The sequence below is a fragment of the Escherichia sp. MOD1-EC5189 genome (assembly GCF_002966045.1).
Lineage (GTDB): Bacteria > Pseudomonadota > Gammaproteobacteria > Enterobacterales > Enterobacteriaceae > Escherichia > Escherichia coli_F.
On record NZ_PTRX01000006.1, the window covers coordinates 178,969 to 194,755 of the forward strand.

At 50.2% G+C, this 15,787-nt stretch carries 15 protein-coding genes; 9 read left to right on the plus strand and 6 right to left on the minus strand.

Annotated elements, in window-relative coordinates; all coding sequences use genetic code 11:
• Positions 1–164: 164 nt before the first annotated feature.
• The gene (gene pitB / locus ATB02_RS07415; protein WP_088541747.1) at positions 165–1,664 is read left to right on the plus strand and encodes an inorganic phosphate transporter PitB; all 1,500 of its coding nucleotides are present in this window, start codon (positions 165–167) and stop codon (positions 1,662–1,664) included.
• Positions 1,665–1,712: 48 nt separating this feature from the next.
• Here pitB and ATB02_RS07420 read toward each other — a convergent pair whose 3' ends face one another.
• Complete coding sequence (locus ATB02_RS07420) at positions 1,713–2,405, minus strand: dTMP kinase (protein WP_105271320.1); 693 nt, start codon at positions 2,403–2,405, stop codon at positions 1,713–1,715.
• Between the two features lie 173 nt (positions 2,406–2,578).
• Here ATB02_RS07420 and ATB02_RS07425 point away from each other — a divergent pair, with 173 nt between their 5' ends.
• Genes ATB02_RS07425 through lptG form a run of 7 tightly spaced genes read left to right on the plus strand, consistent with a single transcriptional unit; the run spans position 2,579 to position 9,049 of the window.
• A complete protein-coding gene (locus ATB02_RS07425; protein WP_105271321.1) occupies positions 2,579–3,292 on the plus strand; it encodes a dTMP kinase in 714 nt (237 codons plus the stop codon).
• 30 nt (positions 3,293–3,322) lie between these two features.
• Positions 3,323–4,081 carry a hypothetical protein gene (locus ATB02_RS07430; protein ID WP_000339526.1) on the plus strand — a complete coding sequence of 253 codons (759 nt, stop codon included), beginning with the start codon at positions 3,323–3,325 and terminating at the stop codon, positions 4,079–4,081.
• 45 nt (positions 4,082–4,126) lie between these two features.
• The gene (locus ATB02_RS07435; protein ID WP_000896869.1) at positions 4,127–5,476 is read left to right on the plus strand and encodes a lipopolysaccharide biosynthesis protein; all 1,350 of its coding nucleotides are present in this window, start codon (positions 4,127–4,129) and stop codon (positions 5,474–5,476) included.
• Positions 5,476–6,300, plus strand: a complete 825-nt coding sequence (locus ATB02_RS07440; RefSeq protein ID WP_105271322.1) for a hypothetical protein — start codon at positions 5,476–5,478, stop codon at positions 6,298–6,300. Before ATB02_RS07435 ends, ATB02_RS07440 begins: the two co-directional genes overlap by 1 nt.
• An 11-nt stretch (positions 6,301–6,311) precedes the next feature.
• Positions 6,312–6,872 (plus strand): YtfJ family protein, encoded by a 561-nt coding sequence (locus ATB02_RS07445; RefSeq protein WP_001354968.1) that lies wholly within the window; start codon positions 6,312–6,314, stop codon positions 6,870–6,872.
• A gap of 30 nt (positions 6,873–6,902) precedes the next feature.
• Positions 6,903–7,973 (plus strand): LPS export ABC transporter permease LptF, encoded by a 1,071-nt coding sequence (gene lptF, locus ATB02_RS07450; RefSeq protein WP_105271323.1) that lies wholly within the window; start codon positions 6,903–6,905, stop codon positions 7,971–7,973.
• Complete coding sequence (gene lptG, locus ATB02_RS07455; protein ID WP_105271324.1) at positions 7,970–9,049, plus strand: LPS export ABC transporter permease LptG; 1,080 nt, start codon at positions 7,970–7,972, stop codon at positions 9,047–9,049. The genes lptF and lptG overlap by 4 nt, the downstream gene beginning before the upstream one ends.
• Before the next feature lie 34 nt (positions 9,050–9,083).
• On the opposite strand, the gene spt is transcribed toward lptG, so the two are convergent.
• From spt to ATB02_RS07475, 4 genes are read right to left on the minus strand one after another with little or no spacing between them, the layout of a single operon-like run.
• The gene (gene spt / locus ATB02_RS07460; RefSeq protein WP_105271325.1) at positions 9,084–10,256 is read right to left on the minus strand and encodes a serine palmitoyltransferase; all 1,173 of its coding nucleotides are present in this window, start codon (positions 10,254–10,256) and stop codon (positions 9,084–9,086) included.
• Positions 10,256–10,504 (minus strand): acyl carrier protein, encoded by a 249-nt coding sequence (locus ATB02_RS07465; RefSeq protein ID WP_000248097.1) that lies wholly within the window; start codon positions 10,502–10,504, stop codon positions 10,256–10,258. Before ATB02_RS07465 ends, spt begins: the two co-directional genes overlap by 1 nt.
• A gap of 31 nt (positions 10,505–10,535) precedes the next feature.
• Entirely contained in the window at positions 10,536–11,450 is a 915-nt protein-coding gene (locus ATB02_RS07470) for an NAD-dependent epimerase/dehydratase family protein (RefSeq protein WP_105271326.1), read from the minus strand.
• Positions 11,447–13,156 (minus strand): fatty acyl-AMP ligase, encoded by a 1,710-nt coding sequence (locus tag ATB02_RS07475; RefSeq protein WP_105271327.1) that lies wholly within the window; start codon positions 13,154–13,156, stop codon positions 11,447–11,449. Before ATB02_RS07475 ends, ATB02_RS07470 begins: the two co-directional genes overlap by 4 nt.
• Positions 13,157–13,527: 371 nt before the next feature.
• Between ATB02_RS07475 and yghO the strand changes: the two genes are divergently transcribed.
• Complete coding sequence (gene yghO / locus ATB02_RS07480; protein ID WP_105271349.1) at positions 13,528–14,670, plus strand: protein YghO; 1,143 nt, start codon at positions 13,528–13,530, stop codon at positions 14,668–14,670.
• 138 nt (positions 14,671–14,808) lie between these two features.
• Here yghO and glcC read toward each other — a convergent pair whose 3' ends face one another.
• Positions 14,809–15,579 (minus strand): transcriptional regulator GlcC, encoded by a 771-nt coding sequence (glcC, locus tag ATB02_RS07485; protein WP_001352943.1) that lies wholly within the window; start codon positions 15,577–15,579, stop codon positions 14,809–14,811.
• Between the last annotated feature and the right edge of the window lie 208 nt (positions 15,580–15,787).

A 15,787-nucleotide genomic window follows, 5' to 3' on the forward strand; every position in this document is an offset into this window, starting at 1 on the left:
CTATGTTTTAATTATGTCTAAAAATTTTGAATGAATGCTTATTATTTGATCTCCAAGAAATAACTCACTTTTTATCGTTAAAAGATGATATTTAACTTTGCCCACGCCGTGAAAGTCACTGATAATGCGTCCGTTCGTAAATTCAAAATGGCGTAATCTAATATATGCTAAATTTATTTGTTGGCCTTGATATATACACAGGGCTTTTGTTATTACTTGCTCTGGCATTTGTGTTGTTCTACGAAGCAATCAATGGTTTTCATGACACGGCGAATGCGGTGGCAACCGTTATTTATACTCGTGCCATGCAGCCACAGCTTGCCGTGGTGATGGCGGCATTTTTTAACTTTTTTGGCGTATTGCTAGGCGGACTTAGCGTTGCCTATGCCATTGTCCATATGTTGCCAACCGATTTGTTGCTGAATATGGGGTCAACTCACGGCCTGGCGATGGTCTTTTCCATGCTGCTGGCGGCGATTATCTGGAACCTGGGAACGTGGTTCTTTGGTTTACCGGCCTCCAGTTCGCATACCTTGATTGGTGCGATTATCGGCATCGGTTTAACCAACGCGCTTTTAACCGGCTCATCGGTGATGGATGCGTTAAACCTGCGTGAAGTGACCAAAATTTTCTCCTCGCTGATTGTTTCCCCTATCGTCGGCCTGGTCATTGCGGGAGGCCTGATATTCCTGCTGCGCCGCTACTGGAGCGGGACGAAAAAGCGTGACCGTATTCACCGCATTCCGGAAGATCGCAAAAAGAAAAAAGGCAAACGTAAGCCACCATTCTGGACGCGTATTGCGCTGATTGTTTCCGCTGCGGGCGTGGCGTTTTCGCACGGCGCGAACGACGGGCAGAAAGGGATCGGCCTGGTGATGCTGGTACTGGTGGGGATTGCTCCTGCTGGTTTCGTCGTCAATATGAATGCGTCCGGCTATGAAATTACCCGTACCCGCGATGCCGTCACCAACTTTGAACACTATCTGCAACAGCATCCTGAACTGCCGCAGAAGTTGATTGCGATGGAACCTCCATTGCCTGCGGCATCGACTGATGGCACGCAAGTAACGGAGTTTCATTGTCATCCGGCAAATACCTTTGATGCGATTGCGCGCGTTAAAACGATGTTGCCAGGTAATATGGAAAGCTACGAGCCGTTAAGCGTGAGTCAGCGCAGCCAGCTGCGCCGCATTATGCTGTGCATCTCTGATACCTCTGCGAAGCTGGCGAAACTGCCAGGCGTCAGTAAAGAAGATCAGAACCTGCTGAAAAAACTGCGCAGCGATATGTTAAGCACCATTGAGTACGCTCCGGTGTGGATCATCATGGCGGTAGCACTGGCGCTCGGCATTGGCACCATGATTGGCTGGCGTCGTGTAGCGATGACCATCGGTGAGAAGATTGGTAAGCGTGGCATGACGTATGCGCAAGGCATGGCGGCACAAATGACGGCGGCAGTGTCTATCGGCCTTGCCAGTTATATTGGGATGCCCGTCTCCACAACGCACGTCCTCTCGTCTGCGGTAGCAGGGACGATGGTGGTGGACGGCGGTGGGTTACAGCGTAAAACGGTAACCAGCATCCTGATGGCGTGGGTGTTTACTTTACCGGCGGCGATTTTTCTGTCTGGTGGGTTGTACTGGATAGCATTGCAGTGGATTTAACCTTCCTGAATATGCCCGGTCCTGGCGATCGGGCATTTCCATTTTTGACTAGTGATAACCACACGCGGTCATAAAATCCGTAATCGCTTTTTCTGCATCAACCAGCACCTTTTCCAGTGGCTGATTGGCGTCGATATCAACCAGTTGTGCACCACCAAAGGTTAACTGTGGCGTTATGGCAATCTTTCTCGCCAGCGATTCCCGTTTATGGTCGGGTTTACGCGCGCAGGCAACTTCAAGGTCAACATTGAGTTTGATGACCAGATCAGGCTTATGGCTCGCCATCCAGTGAAACGCTTTACGTTCCTGGCTTGCCAGCCATGAGACAAAACGACCGCCTTCAACGTCAGGCGGGAACACCGTACCATCGTAAGCGCCAGGAATTTGGTCCTGTGGATAACGGTCGGTCAAAACAATTAACCCGCGACGACGACAGGCGAGCATATGACGAAAGCGCAGTACGCGACGGGCGACAAATGCAGTAATCACCAACGCCGGAACTGGGCCAGGCAATTTTTTTGCCGTTTTTACTTCATTTTTTTCAATAGTTTTGCGTAGGGACTTGCCTAAAAAAGGTAATTTTGTCACCGCACGCCCGACATTTCCGGCCTGCTTTCCTAAATGAACTCTTTCGGCGGCACCATATTTTTCGACAACGGTAATAAGATGTTCACACACCGTGGACTTGCCTGAACCATCGCTACCAATAACGGCAATTAATGGAGGAATTATTGACTGCATGAATATATCCTTAAATTTAAATATCCATCCAAAATATTTATTTGGTTAATATGTTTTTATGAAAGCGTAATTCAGGTCAATGTCACAATTAACCATTGTCACAATAAGGTTGAGCGGATATTCTGAGCACGGACCACGTAATATTCAATACATTATTTGCTGCCGGGTTTTTCGTGAATCAACGTAATATGTCAATAATTAATTCCACGCCAGTGCGTGTTATTGCCATTGTAGGATGTGATGGTTCAGGTAAATCGACCCTCACGGCAAGCCTGGTAAATGAACTGGCAGCAACAATGCCAACAGAACACATTTATCTCGGGCAATCGTCCGGGCGAATTGGCGAATGGATTTCACAGCTCCCTGTTATTGGCGCACCTTTTGGGCGTTATCTGCGAAGTAAAGCGGCACATGTGCACGAAAAGCCCTCCACACCGCCTGGCAATACTACTGCGCTGGTTATTTATCTGCTTTCCTGCTGGCGGGCGTATAAGTTTCGCAAAATGTTGTGTAAAAGCCAGCAAGGCTATCTGCTCATCACCGACCGCTACCCGCAGGTTGAAGTGCCGGGTTTTCGCTTTGATGGCCCGCAACTGGCAAAAAACACGGGCGGTAACGGCTGGATAAAAATGTTAAGACAGCGCGAGCTCAAACTTTACCAATGGATGGCGTCTTATTTGCCCGTATTGTTGATTCGTCTTGGCATTGATGAACAAACCGCGTTTGCGCGTAAACCTGACCACCAACTGGCGGCGTTACAGGAAAAAATCGCTGTTACGCCGCAACTGACATTCAATGGCGCAAAGATCCTTGAACTGGATGGTCGGCAACCAGCCGATGAAATTCTGCAAGCGTCACTACGCGCAATTCACGCCGCGCTTTCCTGATCACCAAATGGATAGGGGATGATTTAACGAATGGATGCACTACAAACACAAACTGTTAATAGTACAACCGCGCCGCAGCCAAACTACATTCCGGGGCTGATTGCGGTGGTCGGGTGTGATGGCACCGGTAAATCCACACTGACCACTGACCTGGTGAAATCGCTGCAACAACACTGGCAAACCGAGCGCCGCTATCTGGGGCTGCTCTCCGGCGAAGACGGCGACAAAATCAAACGGTTGCCGCTCGTTGGCGTCTGGCTGGAACGGCGACTGGCGGCCAAATCCTCGAAAACCCAAAGCATGAAAACCAAATCTCCGGCGCTATGGGCGGCGGTGATTATGTACTGCTTCTCGCTGCGAAGAATGGCGAATCTACGCAAGGTTCAGCGACTGGCGCAAAGTGGCGTTCTGGTGGTCAGCGATCGCTTCCCGCAGGCTGAAATTTCGGGCTTTTATTATGACGGACCGGGGATTGGCGTCGAGCGTGCGACCGGGAAAATCAGCATGTTTCTGGCACAGCGCGAACGGCGTTTATACCAAAAAATGGCGCAATACCGTCCTGAATTAATTATTCGTTTGGGGATTGATATTGATACTGCCATCTCCCGCAAGCCTGACCATGACTATGCCGAGCTGCAGGACAAAATCGGTGTCATGTCGACGATTGGCTATAACGGCACAAAAATTCTTGAGATTGATTCCAGAGCGCCCTACAGCGAAGTGCTGGAACAGGCACAGAAGGCGGTTTCTCTGGTTGCAATCGTTTCTGACCGCCGAAGTTTAACTTAAGGTTGGCGGGATACTTTTTACTATCAACGATAAGGTCAGGCTGAATTGGCGGGGTTTAACATCAAACATTGGTTTGCAGATGGCGCGTTTCGCACCATTATTCGCAATAGCGCCTGGTTAGGCTCCAGTAATGTCGTGAGCGCTTTGCTGGGTCTGTTGGCGCTCTCGTGTGCCGGTAAAGGGATGACGCCCGCCATGTTTGGCGTACTGGTGATTGTGCAATCGTACGCCAAGTCGATCAGCGATTTTATTAAGTTTCAGACATGGCAGCTGGTGGTTCAGTACGGAACGCCAGCCTTGACCAATAATAATCCGCAGCAATTTCGCAATGTCGTCTCATTTTCCTTCTCGTTGGATATCGTCAGCGGCGCGGTGGCGATTGTCGGCGGCATTGCCTTACTCCCTTTTCTTTCCCATTCATTAGGTCTGGATGACCAAAGCTTTTGGCTGGCAGCGCTGTATTGCACGCTCATTCCTTCAATGGCTTCCTCCACACCGACCGGCATTCTGCGTGCGGTAGATCGCTTCGATTTGATTGCTGTACAGCAGGCGACGAAACCTTTTCTGCGCGCAGCGGGGAGCGTCGTAGCCTGGTATTTTGATTTTGGTTTTGCGGGTTTTGTTATTGCCTGGTACGCATCGAATCTGGTTGGCGGCACCATGTACTGGTGGTTTGCCGCGCGCGAATTACGCCGCAGAAATATCCATAACGCCTTCAAATTGAATTTGTTTGAGTCTGCCCGACACATTAAAGGCGCGTGGAGTTTTGTCTGGTCAACCAACATTGCCCACTCCATCTGGTCGGCACGTAACTCGTGCAGCACAGTGTTGGTGGGGATCGTGTTAGGACCCGCTGCCGCCGGGTTATTTAAAATCGCCATGACATTCTTCGACGCCGCCGGAACGCCAGCGGGTTTACTGGGTAAAAGTTTTTACCCAGAGGTGATGCGTTTAGATCCGCGCACTACCAGACCGTGGTTGTTAGGCGTGAAGTCCGGTTTACTGGCGGGCGGAATCGGTATTCTGGTGGCGCTCGCGGTGTTGATTGTCGGCAAGCCGCTCATTTCGCTGGTGTTTGGCGTTAAGTATCTCGAAGCGTATGACCTGATTCAGGTGATGCTGGGCGCAATTGTGATCTCGATGCTGGGCTTCCCTCAGGAGTCATTGCTATTGATGGCGGGAAAACAACGCGCTTTTCTCGTGGCGCAAACCATCGCCTCAATCGGCTACATCGTATTGCTGTTCATGTTCTGTCATCTGTTTGGCGTGCTGGGGGCTGCATTTGCTTACTTCGCTGGGCAATGTCTGGATGTGGTGCTCTCGCTAATTCCAACCTTAAAGGCATTTTTTCAGCGCCATTCCTTGCTTTATAACGCAGCCGGAGAGAAATCCTGATGATGAGAAAATATTTCCCGCTTGAGGCGAGCGAGCGTCTATTTATTGCAGTTGAAGAAGATAATGTCGTTGATGCGCAGGTCAGTTTACCGCCGACTATCGCAACAGGTTGTACCACCGAAATCATTCATGATAATTACGCGTTATGCCTGCAATTCTGGCTGAATGGCGTTGATCGTCAGGAATTACTGCGTTTAATCCACAAACAAGCCAAAGGCGAGGGGCTTACGGCTGACGATCGTAAACAGTTTAAATATATGCGGGCGCGCTATAAGCATCTGCGTTTCGCTCAGCGACTGTATCTGAAAAAACACCAGGCAGGATTTTTATTCGGCAAAACGACGGTATGTCTGGGCCATTTTCAGGATGGTTTCCGTAACGGTAAAAAAAATATTGTGTCGTATTACGGCAACCTGTTACGGATTTATTTAAGCTCTCCGGTCTGGTCGTTGGTGAACTATTCATTACGCCATAGCCAGTTAGAAAGCGTAAGCGGTTTTATTGCCTATCGGCAAAAGCAAATGCATACCCTGAAAGAGATAATTGCCAAACCGCGACTAACCGGCAGGGAATTTCATGATGTGCGAAAAATCATCAGCCAGCAGGTTTCTTATTACGACACCCTAAGATCGCTTGATCCTGAAAATAAAGAAGCGTTACAGATTTCCCGCTTCCTCGCCGCCATTAATGGCCTGATGGGGGATAAACACGACGACATGGTGGCGGATGATATGGAAAACCGCCAGTCGTATGATGCACCGATGGCGCTGGATAGCGATATTCGTCAGCGCTTAGAGCTGCTGATTTCGCGTTTTCCGCTATAACCGGAGCAATGATGTCATCTCGTTTGATTATTGCGCTGATTATCATGCTCTTAGCCCCGGGTGTGCAGGCGCACAATTTCGTCACTGGTAAAACGGTTACCCCTGTTTATATCCAGGAAGGCGGCGAGCTGCTTCTGAATAGCGACGACGAAATTCACTACCAAAAGTGGAACAGCACACAGCTGGCGGGAAAAGTCCGCATTATTCAGTATATCGCCGGGCGTAAGTCGGCGAAGAAAAAGAACTCACTGTTAATTAAAGCGGTTGAAGCGGCAAACTTTCCGCAGGATCGTTTTCAGCCCACCACCATTGTGAACACCGATGATGCCATCTTTGGTACTGGCTATTTTGTCGTTGGCAAAATCGAAAAAAATAAACGCCGCTATCCGTGGGCGCAATTCGTTATTGACGGCAATGGACAGGGACGCGTTGTCTGGCGGTTGCCGGAGCAGAGTTCAACCATTCTGGTGCTGAATAAAGCCGGGCAAATTCAGTGGGCAAAGGACGGCAGCCTGACGCCGGAAGAGGTAGATCATGTCATTGCGCTGGCGCAGAAGCTGATCAATGAATAAAAAACTCAAAGGATTGAGGGCGTTAGTGAGATGAAGCTGGTTGAACACTACATCATGCGTGGTACGCGCCGTCTGGTGCTGATTATCGTCGGTTTTCTGATCTTTATTTTTGCCAGCTACTCCGCACAGCGTTATCTGACCGAAGCGGCAAATGGGACATTAGCTCTTGATGTTGTGCTGGATATTGTTTTCTACAAGGTGCTGATTGCACTGGAGATGTTGTTACCTGTTGGACTGTATGTGTCAGTTGGCGTGACGCTAGGGCAGATGTATACCGACTCGGAAATTACCGCTATTTCTGCGGCGGGGGGGAGTCCGGGACGCTTGTACAAAGCCGTTCTTTATCTGGCGATACCGCTAAGTATTTTTGTCACCCTTCTGTCGATGTATGGTCGTCCGTGGGCTTATGCGCAGATTTATCAACTGGAGCAACAGTCGCAGTCGGAGCTGGATGTTCGCCAGTTGCGGGCAAAGAAATTTAACACTAACGATAACGGACGAATGATCCTTTCGCAGACGGTTGATCAGGATAATAATCGCCTGACTGACGTGCTGATTTATACTTCTACTGCCAATCGAACCCGTATTTTCCGCGCCCGTTCGGTTGATGTAGTTGACCCATCACCCGAGAAACCGACCGTTATGTTGCATAACGGGACCGCCTATCTTCTCGATCATCAGGGGCGTGACGACAACGAACAGATCTACCGTAATCTGCAATTGCATCTGAATCCGCTGGATCAAAGCCCTAACGTCAAACGCAAAGCAAAATCGGTCACGGAGCTGGCGCGCTCCGCCTTTCCTGCCGATCATGCCGAACTGCAATGGCGACAAAGCCGTGGCCTGACAGCATTGTTGATGGCGCTGCTGGCCATTTCATTAAGTCGGGTAAAACCGCGGCAAGGGCGATTTTCAACGTTATTGCCACTGACGTTGCTGTTTGTCGCCATTTTTTATGGCGGCGACGTCTGCCGTATGCTGGTGGCTAACGGCGCGATTCCCCTCATTCCTGGTTTGTGGTTAGTACCCGGACTCATGCTAATGGGCCTGCTGATGCTGGTCGCACGCGACTTCTCTTTGCTGCAGAAATTTTCCCGATGAATGTTTTCAGTCGCTATTTAATCCGTCATCTCTTTCTCGGTTTTGCCGCCGCCGCAGGGCTATTGCTGCCGCTCTTTACCACCTTCAACCTGATTAACGAACTGGATGATGTCAGCCCGGGTGGTTATCGCTGGACTCAGGCGGTGCTGGTGGTGCTGATGACCTTACCGCGCACACTGGTCGAACTTTCGCCGTTTATCGCCTTATTGGGAGGGATTGTCGGCCTGGGGCAGTTATCGAAAAACAGTGAGCTTACCGCCATTCGCAGCACGGGGTTTTCTATCTTCCGTATTGCACTGGTGGCGCTGGTTGCCGGGATATTGTGGACTGTTTCATTAGGCACGATAGATGAGTGGGTGGCGTCGCCATTGCAGCAACAGGCGCTGCAAATCAAATCGACTGCCACTGCGTTGGGGGAGGACGATGACATTACCGGCAATATGCTGTGGGCCAGGCGTGGTAATGAATTTGTGACGGTGAAATCGCTGAACGAGCAGGGCCAGCCGGTGGGCGTGGAGATATTTCATTACCGCGACGATCTCTCGCTCGAATCCTACATTTATGCACGCAGTGCCACCATTGAAGACGACAAAACGTGGATCCTGCATGGTGTGAATCATAAAAAATGGCTGAATGGCAAAGAAACGCTGGAAACATCTGATAATCTTGCCTGGCAATCGGCCTTCACCAGTATGAATATTGAAGAGTTATCGATGCCGGGAAATACTTTTTCTGTCCGTCAACTTAATCATTACATCCATTATTTGCAGGAAACCGGGCAACCCAGCAGCGAATACCGCCTTGCACTGTGGGAAAAACTGGGACAACCCATCTTGACCCTGGCGATGATTTTGCTGGCTGTGCCGTTTACCTTTAGTGCCCCGCGTTCGCCTGGGATGGGTAGCCGTCTCGCTGTAGGCGTCATCGTGGGCTTACTCACCTGGATCAGCTATCAAATCATGGTCAATCTGGGATTGCTATTTGCGTTGAGCGCACCTGTTACCGCGCTCGGTTTACCGATAGCGTTTATGCTGGTGGCGTTGAGCCTGGTGTATTGGTATGACAGTCAACATTAAACCCGCCGTGGCGCAGCACCACAGCGGGCTCACATTACTGCTTCAGAGTAGCAAATGCCTGAATGATGGCATCGATTTGCTCACGAGTGTGGGCAGCGTTTACGCTACAGCGCAGCAGCGTGATGCCTGCAGGCGCGGCAGGTGGCAGGATAAGATTCACATAAACGCCCAGCGAAATAAGCTCGCGCCAGATGCGTAAACCTTCCTCTTTCGAACCGATTATTACTGGCACTACCGGGCTAATATGTGAACTTAACTCGTAACCCAGTTTTTGCAGACCGTCATACAGATGGCTGGCGTTATCCATCAGCTTTTGCCGCAACTCTGGTTGTGAGGCAATGGTTCTTAACGACGAGCGCACGGTCGCAATGCAGGACGGAGAAGGAGAGGCGGTAAAAATATACGGGCGGCTGCCGTAGCGCAGCACTTCCATCGCTTCCGAACCGACAGCAAAACCGCCAATCGAGGCCAGACTTTTACTGAAAGTACCAACGATAATATCCACATCATCTTCAACGCCAACGGCTTCAGCCAGTCCGCGCCCCGTTGCGCCTAACACGCCAAACGAATGCGCTTCATCGACAATCAAATAACCACCGAGACGACGTTTGATATCAACAATTTCCGCCAGCGGCGCAACGTCACCGAGCATACTGTAGATGCCTTCAACGATGATAATCGCCTCTTTTGCCCGTTCACCGAGGCGAACCATGCGCCGTTCCAGATCTTTAGCATCGTTATGGCGGAAACGAATAATTTCCGCTCCACCGAGAGAACAGGCGTCATAAATACTGGCGTGGCTGTCGGCATCCAGTAACACTACGGCGTTATGGTCGGCAAGCGCGCTGATGACGCCTAAATTCGCGGTATAACCGGTTGAAAAAACGATAGCGGAAGGGCGCTTGAAAAACTCGGCAATCTCTTTCTCTAACGCCAGATGCGGCGCATAACTGCCGTTTGCCATACGAGAACCGGTAGTGCCGGTGCCTTGGGCCGCTAACGCTGCCTGACCTTCGGCGATGGCATCATGATTGAAGGTTAAACCGAGATAATTATTGGTCCCGGCCAGGATCACGTTTTTATCGCCGATCCGGCCTTCGGTGGCGGAATACACTTCATCAATACAGGTACCAAACGGCGTTAACCCGTTGTCACTAAATTGCAGTCGCTCGCCAGCAAGGCGCGCATATTTATCGTATAGCCCCATTATTTATTCTCCAGCCATGGAAGTAGAGTTTCCATTAATTGCGCAGGGGTTTTGACATCCAGCAGAATATTAATAGGAATGGAAATATCGAATCTGTCTTCCAGCATCATTAAGAGATCCATCACTTTGATCGACTCCAGGCCAAGATCGTTGACGAGATCGCTGTCGGGCTTAATTTCCACACCGTTTTCGACCAAATCCTGTAAACAGGAAAGGATGTAATCCATTACTATTTCACGATTTACCATAGAAACGTTAACACACCTTTAAACAAGACAATCAAAATAGCCCGTTGCGTAATGCGTGTTCCAGGCTAATCCCGGGAAACCAATTAATATCTTCAGAAATACGGTTATTATTTGCTGACCAGTCGGCGTGGGTTAATTCACGGATTTTCGAGCGGGTCAGCATAGGTTCTTTACCTGCCAGGCGACTCAACGCGGTACTGATATCCGCAAGGCAGGTGAGTACCGACAGAGGAATACCAACCATTCGAACGGAACCGCAACGGGCGTCGGCGGCAAGTTGCTGTACGCGTTGCCAGTCATAGCCGCCGGCGACGCCATCGCATAATTCATAGGTTTGCGTCTGTGCAGTTTCGGCGCTTAACCACTGCCCCACGGCTTGCGCGAAATCGGTGACGTGCAGGAAAGAGAGCTGTGTATCTGGCGCACCAAGTCGTGGCAGCAGGCCGCGCAGCATCCAGTCAAACAGCGGTTTTAACTCTTTATCGCCGGGACCATACACGGCTGTCGGGCGAAAAATGCCCAGCGTAATTTCGTCAGCCATTGCGGTCAGTCGTTGTTCGGCGACGTGTTTGGAATTTGCGTACCAGGAGAGTTCGGGATGGCGCGCCGCCAGCGAAGAGATAAACAGAAAACGTTGGCAAAAGCCGCTCTCTTTTGCCGCTTGCATCAGGCGCAGGCTGCCGTCAACGTTACATCGGGTAAAAATCTCTTCTTTGTGTCCGCGCACTTGCCCGGCGCAATGGACCACCGCGCTGGCTCCGGCAACCAGTTCCCTAAGCGAATGTGTATCTTCCAGCGAACCGCGCACCCAGATGAGATTATCATTGACGTGAGCGCGGGCAGTACGCGTCAATGCGCGAACGTGAAAGCCGCGGGCGAGCAGGTTATCGATAATATATTTACCGATAAACCCGGTAGCGCCCGTCACCGCGACAGTTTGATTCATGCCATGGATTCCTGCACATGAAGGCTTGCAGCATAACGTTTTTTCGCTTCCGCACGGGCAGGCTTGCCGGAGGACGTTCGGGGAATACTGTGGGGCGGCAACAGATCGATAGCCGCTGTTACGCCAAATTCGCTTTGGATCCGTGCTGCCAGTGCGTGGATAACCTGCCCACGACGTTCTTCGTCGCTGATCCTACACTGGATCTGCAAAATGATTTTTTCCTGGGCGGTAACAAAAGCAATCGCATCGCCAGAATGAATTTCCGGTTCCTGTTCCGCAATATATTCAATATCCTGCGGCCAGATATTACGGCCACGAATAATAATCAGATCTTTAATGCGCCCGGTGACATACAGATAACCGTCCAGCAGATAACCGAGGTCGCCGGTATCTAACCAGCCCGTCGCGGCAATCTCGTCTTGCGAAACCTGGTCGCCAAAGTAACCGCTCATCAGGCTGGGGCCGGAGATGCAAATATGGCCTACCACACGTTCCGCGACCGGCATACCTGCTTCATTGCGGATTTCAATGCCATGTTCCGGCAACGCTTTACCGCAGTTGACGAAAGTCGATACGGCGCGTGTTTCAGCACCCGGCGCGACGGCTTTGCCCTGATATTCAAGGATGTCGCGATCCACTTCGTTAACCACAACCCCGGAGGTTTCATCAGAGAAGCTGACAGCCAGCGCATTTTCTGCCAGTCCGTAGCACGGCATGAAAGTTTTATCGTCAAAGTTAACCTGACGGAAACATTCAGCGAATTGATGGAGTTGTTCTGCGGAGATCGGCTCAGCACCAATACCAGCAACGCGCCAGCAGGAAAGATCCAGTTCAGCGAGATCTTTTTCATTCACGCGGCGCTGGCACAATTCATAGCCAAACGGCGGCGCAACGGAAACGGTGCCGCGATTTTTACTGATCAATTTAAGCCATTGCAGAGGACGCATGGCAAAATCCTGAGTGCGCAAATAATCTACTGAGAGCTGCGTGGCGACGGGGGTCAGGAGAAAGCCGACCAGTCCCATATCATGGTAGAAAGGCAGCCAGGAGACGCAGCGGTCGCCAGGGCGTAATTTAATGCCATCGTGGCTTATAGCACGTAGATTAGCCATCACTTCGCGATGGGTGATAATGACGCCACGGGGAAAACGGGTGCTGCCGGAGGTGTACTGGAGGTAGGCGATATCGTTCGGAACTGGACGCTGGAGTACAACATCGGCTTCCGGTAATGCCTTAAACCAGGCGTGGCTTAAAACATGTAATTCGGGGTTGTTATGCGTAGCAGCATTGACCAGTAGCAACCACTCATCACCAGTGATAATGGCTGCGGGCTGGCAACTTGCCAGTAAACCCTGCAGTTTGGCGCTCCAGGAATCCCGCTGACCGACGCCCATTGGAATTGCCAACGGGACGGCGACTAAGCCGGCATATTGGCAGGCAAAAAAAGCCTCTACAAACCCGCTACTCGTTTCGGCAATCAGCGCCACGCGATCGCCTTTTTTCAGATTCAGTGATAACAACCGCTTCGCACCAGCTTCGGCACGCGCTTTTAACGTCTGATATTCCAGTTGATCTTCAAGTTGGCAACGTCTGTCATAAAAATTCATTCCGGCGCTACTCAGAGCGGCGTAGTCCAAAGCATCAACCAGCGTTGGAAAATCGGCATAGCGCATAGGTAGGGAATGCGTAAAGATGTTATTAGACATATACACCACGAAAAAAATTGGATATCAGAAATAAAATGACAATAATGCGGTGGATTATATAGGCATAAAAGATAAATGAGATAGTATTTTCATCGGTGCGATATTGAACATTGATTTAAATAATAGGTTTGGCTTTGTTGTTTTTATTGTGAATGATATTTAATTTATGAATATATTAAGAAGAAGCCTTGTTTGGTTGCCTTAAATCGACAAAAGGCATTGAGGCGCTTCTGTGTAGTCTCTGACCTTATCTTAATTATTAATAAATACTATTTATTCTTTGTTTGTATTCATTGGGTTGATTATTAAGATGCCGTTCGTTGCTGTTGCAATCTGTTTGTCACCGTTAATTATTTGTTATCCACAGAGATATGGAATGCGATCTGCTGATGATTAAAATTGAAAAAGTAATTAATAAAAATGACCTTAAGGCATTTATTGCTTTTCCGTCATCACTTTATCCCGATGATCCAAACTGGATACCCCCTTTGTTCATTGAACGCAGCGAGCATTTGTCGGCGAAGAATCCGGGGACGGACCATATTATCTGGCAGGCGTGGGTAGCAAAAAAAGCGGGGCAGATAGTCGGGCGGATTACCGCGCAAATCGATACCTTGCACCGCGAGCGTTACGGTGACGATACCGGTCATTTTGGCATGATTGACGCCATTGATGATCCGCAGGTTTTTGCCGCTTTGTTTGGCGCAGCGGAAGCATGGTTGAAGTTACAAGGTGCCAGTATGATCAGCGGGCCTTTCAGCCTGAATATCAATCAGGAAAGCGGATTACTGATTGAAGGTTTCGACACTCCGCCCTGTGCGATGATGCCGCACGGTAAACCGTGGTATGCCGCGCATATTGAACAATTGGGTTATCACAAAGGTATTGATTTACTGGCGTGGTGGATGCAACGAACCGATCTCACTTTCTCTCCGGCGCTAAAAAAACTGATGGATCAGGTACGCAAAAAGGTGACCATTCGTTGCATCAATCGTCAGCGGTTTGCTGAAGAGATGCAGATCCTGCGTGAGATTTTCAACTCTGGCTGGCAGCACAACTGGGGATTTGTGCCGTTTACCGAACATGAATTCGCTACCATGGGCGATCAACTAAAGTATCTGGTACCGGACGATATGATCTACGTCGCCGAGATTGATTCTGCTCCCTGCGCGTTTATAGTCGGCTTGCCGAACATCAACGAGGCGATTGCCGATCTGAACGGAGCGCTCTTTCCCTTCGGCTGGGCAAAATTGCTGTGGCGCTTAAAAGTCAGCGGTGTGCGAACTGCGCGAGTGCCGCTGATGGGCGTGCGTGACGAGTATCAGTTCAGCCGCATCGGCCCGGTGATTGCGCTGTTATTGATTGAAGCCTTACGCGATCCGTTTGCTCGCCGGAAGATCGATGCGCTGGAAATGTCATGGATCCTCGAAACCAATACAGGCATGAATAACATGCTGGAACGCATTGGAGCGGAGCCGTACAAGCGTTACCGATTGTATGAAAAGCAGATTTAATACCAGATCCCATTAAGCGCACGGACGGTCATTCGGGAGAGTGTATAGATGAACAGATTTAACATCAGATCCTATTAAGCGCAGGGGCGGTCCCCTCGCCCCTCAGGGAGAGGGTTAGGGTGAGGGGGAAAACTCGGCTCACATTCCCCCCTTGTTCATCTCCAGTGGCACCGCCGAGCGAATCAAATGGTGGCCTTCCAGTTCGATATCGTGGAGATTCTTTTTCACGGTCCGCACATGATCACGTGCGGCGCGCTGGGCGACGTGCGGAAGTCGCTGCAACACCGCGTTGTAGATCCGCGCATGTTGGCGATCGATCTGCTTTTTTTGCTGTGGTCGATGGTAGAGATTATTTACGCTGGCAAACACTGAATTAAACATCAGATCGGTCAATGATTGCAGCGTAAAAACTAGCACCTGATTATGGGAAGCCTGACAAATGGCAAGATGGAAAGCATGATCCAGCTGCGCGTGTTCGATCAGCGAAATTTCTTTGTTGTTTTCACTGGCGGCGAGCATTTTTTCATAACAGCGGGTTATCAAAACAAAATCCGCCTGGGTTCCCAGCGTAGCTGCCAATCTTGCCGATTCGCCTTCCAGCAATGCGCGAACGTCGAGTAGATCGTATAGCGTTCGCGGCTGTGTACTGAACAGATGGATCAGCGGGCTGGTGTCCTGCACGCGATTAAGGCGTGCTACACGAGAATCGCGCCCCTGCGCTGTTTCAATAATCCCGCGTCCGCGCAGCACGGTCAGCCCTTCACGTAGTGCGGAACGCGAGAAGCCGAGCTTTTCACACAGTCGACGCTCCGAAGGAAGCGGCTGACCGACCTTCAGCACGCCGTCGATAATTAACCGTTCGATACTCTCTGCAACCACTTCGCAAATAGGGCGACGTTCATCTTTCATTCCCGGACCTCGTGCACAGGTAGGACCAATTTTTCTGTTCTTGATTCGCAAAACACGCACATCACGTAAGTGATTATGTTACATCAATTTAACATTAAGTTAACCAAGGCAAGGTCACAGAGCTGGAAAAAAAATGGTCTGACCGGTAGCTAAAGAGATAGACGAAAACGAAAAGCCCGCTTAATAACTGTTCACAGAAGCAGCGCGC

Bases quoted from the DNA above. Each gene is read 5' to 3' on its own strand.
- lptG (WP_105271324.1), top strand. From the start codon at position 7,970: ATGAATGTTTTCAGTCGCTATTTAATCCGTCATCTCTTTCTCGGTTTT.
- pitB (WP_088541747.1), top strand. From the start codon at position 165: ATGCTAAATTTATTTGTTGGCCTTGATATATACACAGGGCTTTTGTTA.
- glcC (WP_001352943.1), bottom strand. From the start codon at position 15,579: ATGAAAGATGAACGTCGCCCTATTTGCGAAGTGGTTGCAGAGAGTATC.
- lptF (WP_105271323.1), top strand. From the start codon at position 6,903: ATGAAGCTGGTTGAACACTACATCATGCGTGGTACGCGCCGTCTGGTG.
- spt (WP_105271325.1), bottom strand. From the start codon at position 10,256: ATGGGGCTATACGATAAATATGCGCGCCTTGCTGGCGAGCGACTGCAA.
- ATB02_RS07445 (WP_001354968.1), top strand. From the start codon at position 6,312: ATGTCATCTCGTTTGATTATTGCGCTGATTATCATGCTCTTAGCCCCG.
- yghO (WP_105271349.1), top strand. From the start codon at position 13,528: ATGGAATGCGATCTGCTGATGATTAAAATTGAAAAAGTAATTAATAAA.
- ATB02_RS07440 (WP_105271322.1), top strand. From the start codon at position 5,476: ATGATGAGAAAATATTTCCCGCTTGAGGCGAGCGAGCGTCTATTTATT.
- ATB02_RS07475 (WP_105271327.1), bottom strand. From the start codon at position 13,156: ATGTCTAATAACATCTTTACGCATTCCCTACCTATGCGCTATGCCGAT.
- ATB02_RS07470 (WP_105271326.1), bottom strand. From the start codon at position 11,450: ATGAATCAAACTGTCGCGGTGACGGGCGCTACCGGGTTTATCGGTAAA.
- ATB02_RS07465 (WP_000248097.1), bottom strand. From the start codon at position 10,504: ATGGTAAATCGTGAAATAGTAATGGATTACATCCTTTCCTGTTTACAG.
- ATB02_RS07430 (WP_000339526.1), top strand. From the start codon at position 3,323: ATGGATGCACTACAAACACAAACTGTTAATAGTACAACCGCGCCGCAG.
- ATB02_RS07420 (WP_105271320.1), bottom strand. From the start codon at position 2,405: ATGCAGTCAATAATTCCTCCATTAATTGCCGTTATTGGTAGCGATGGT.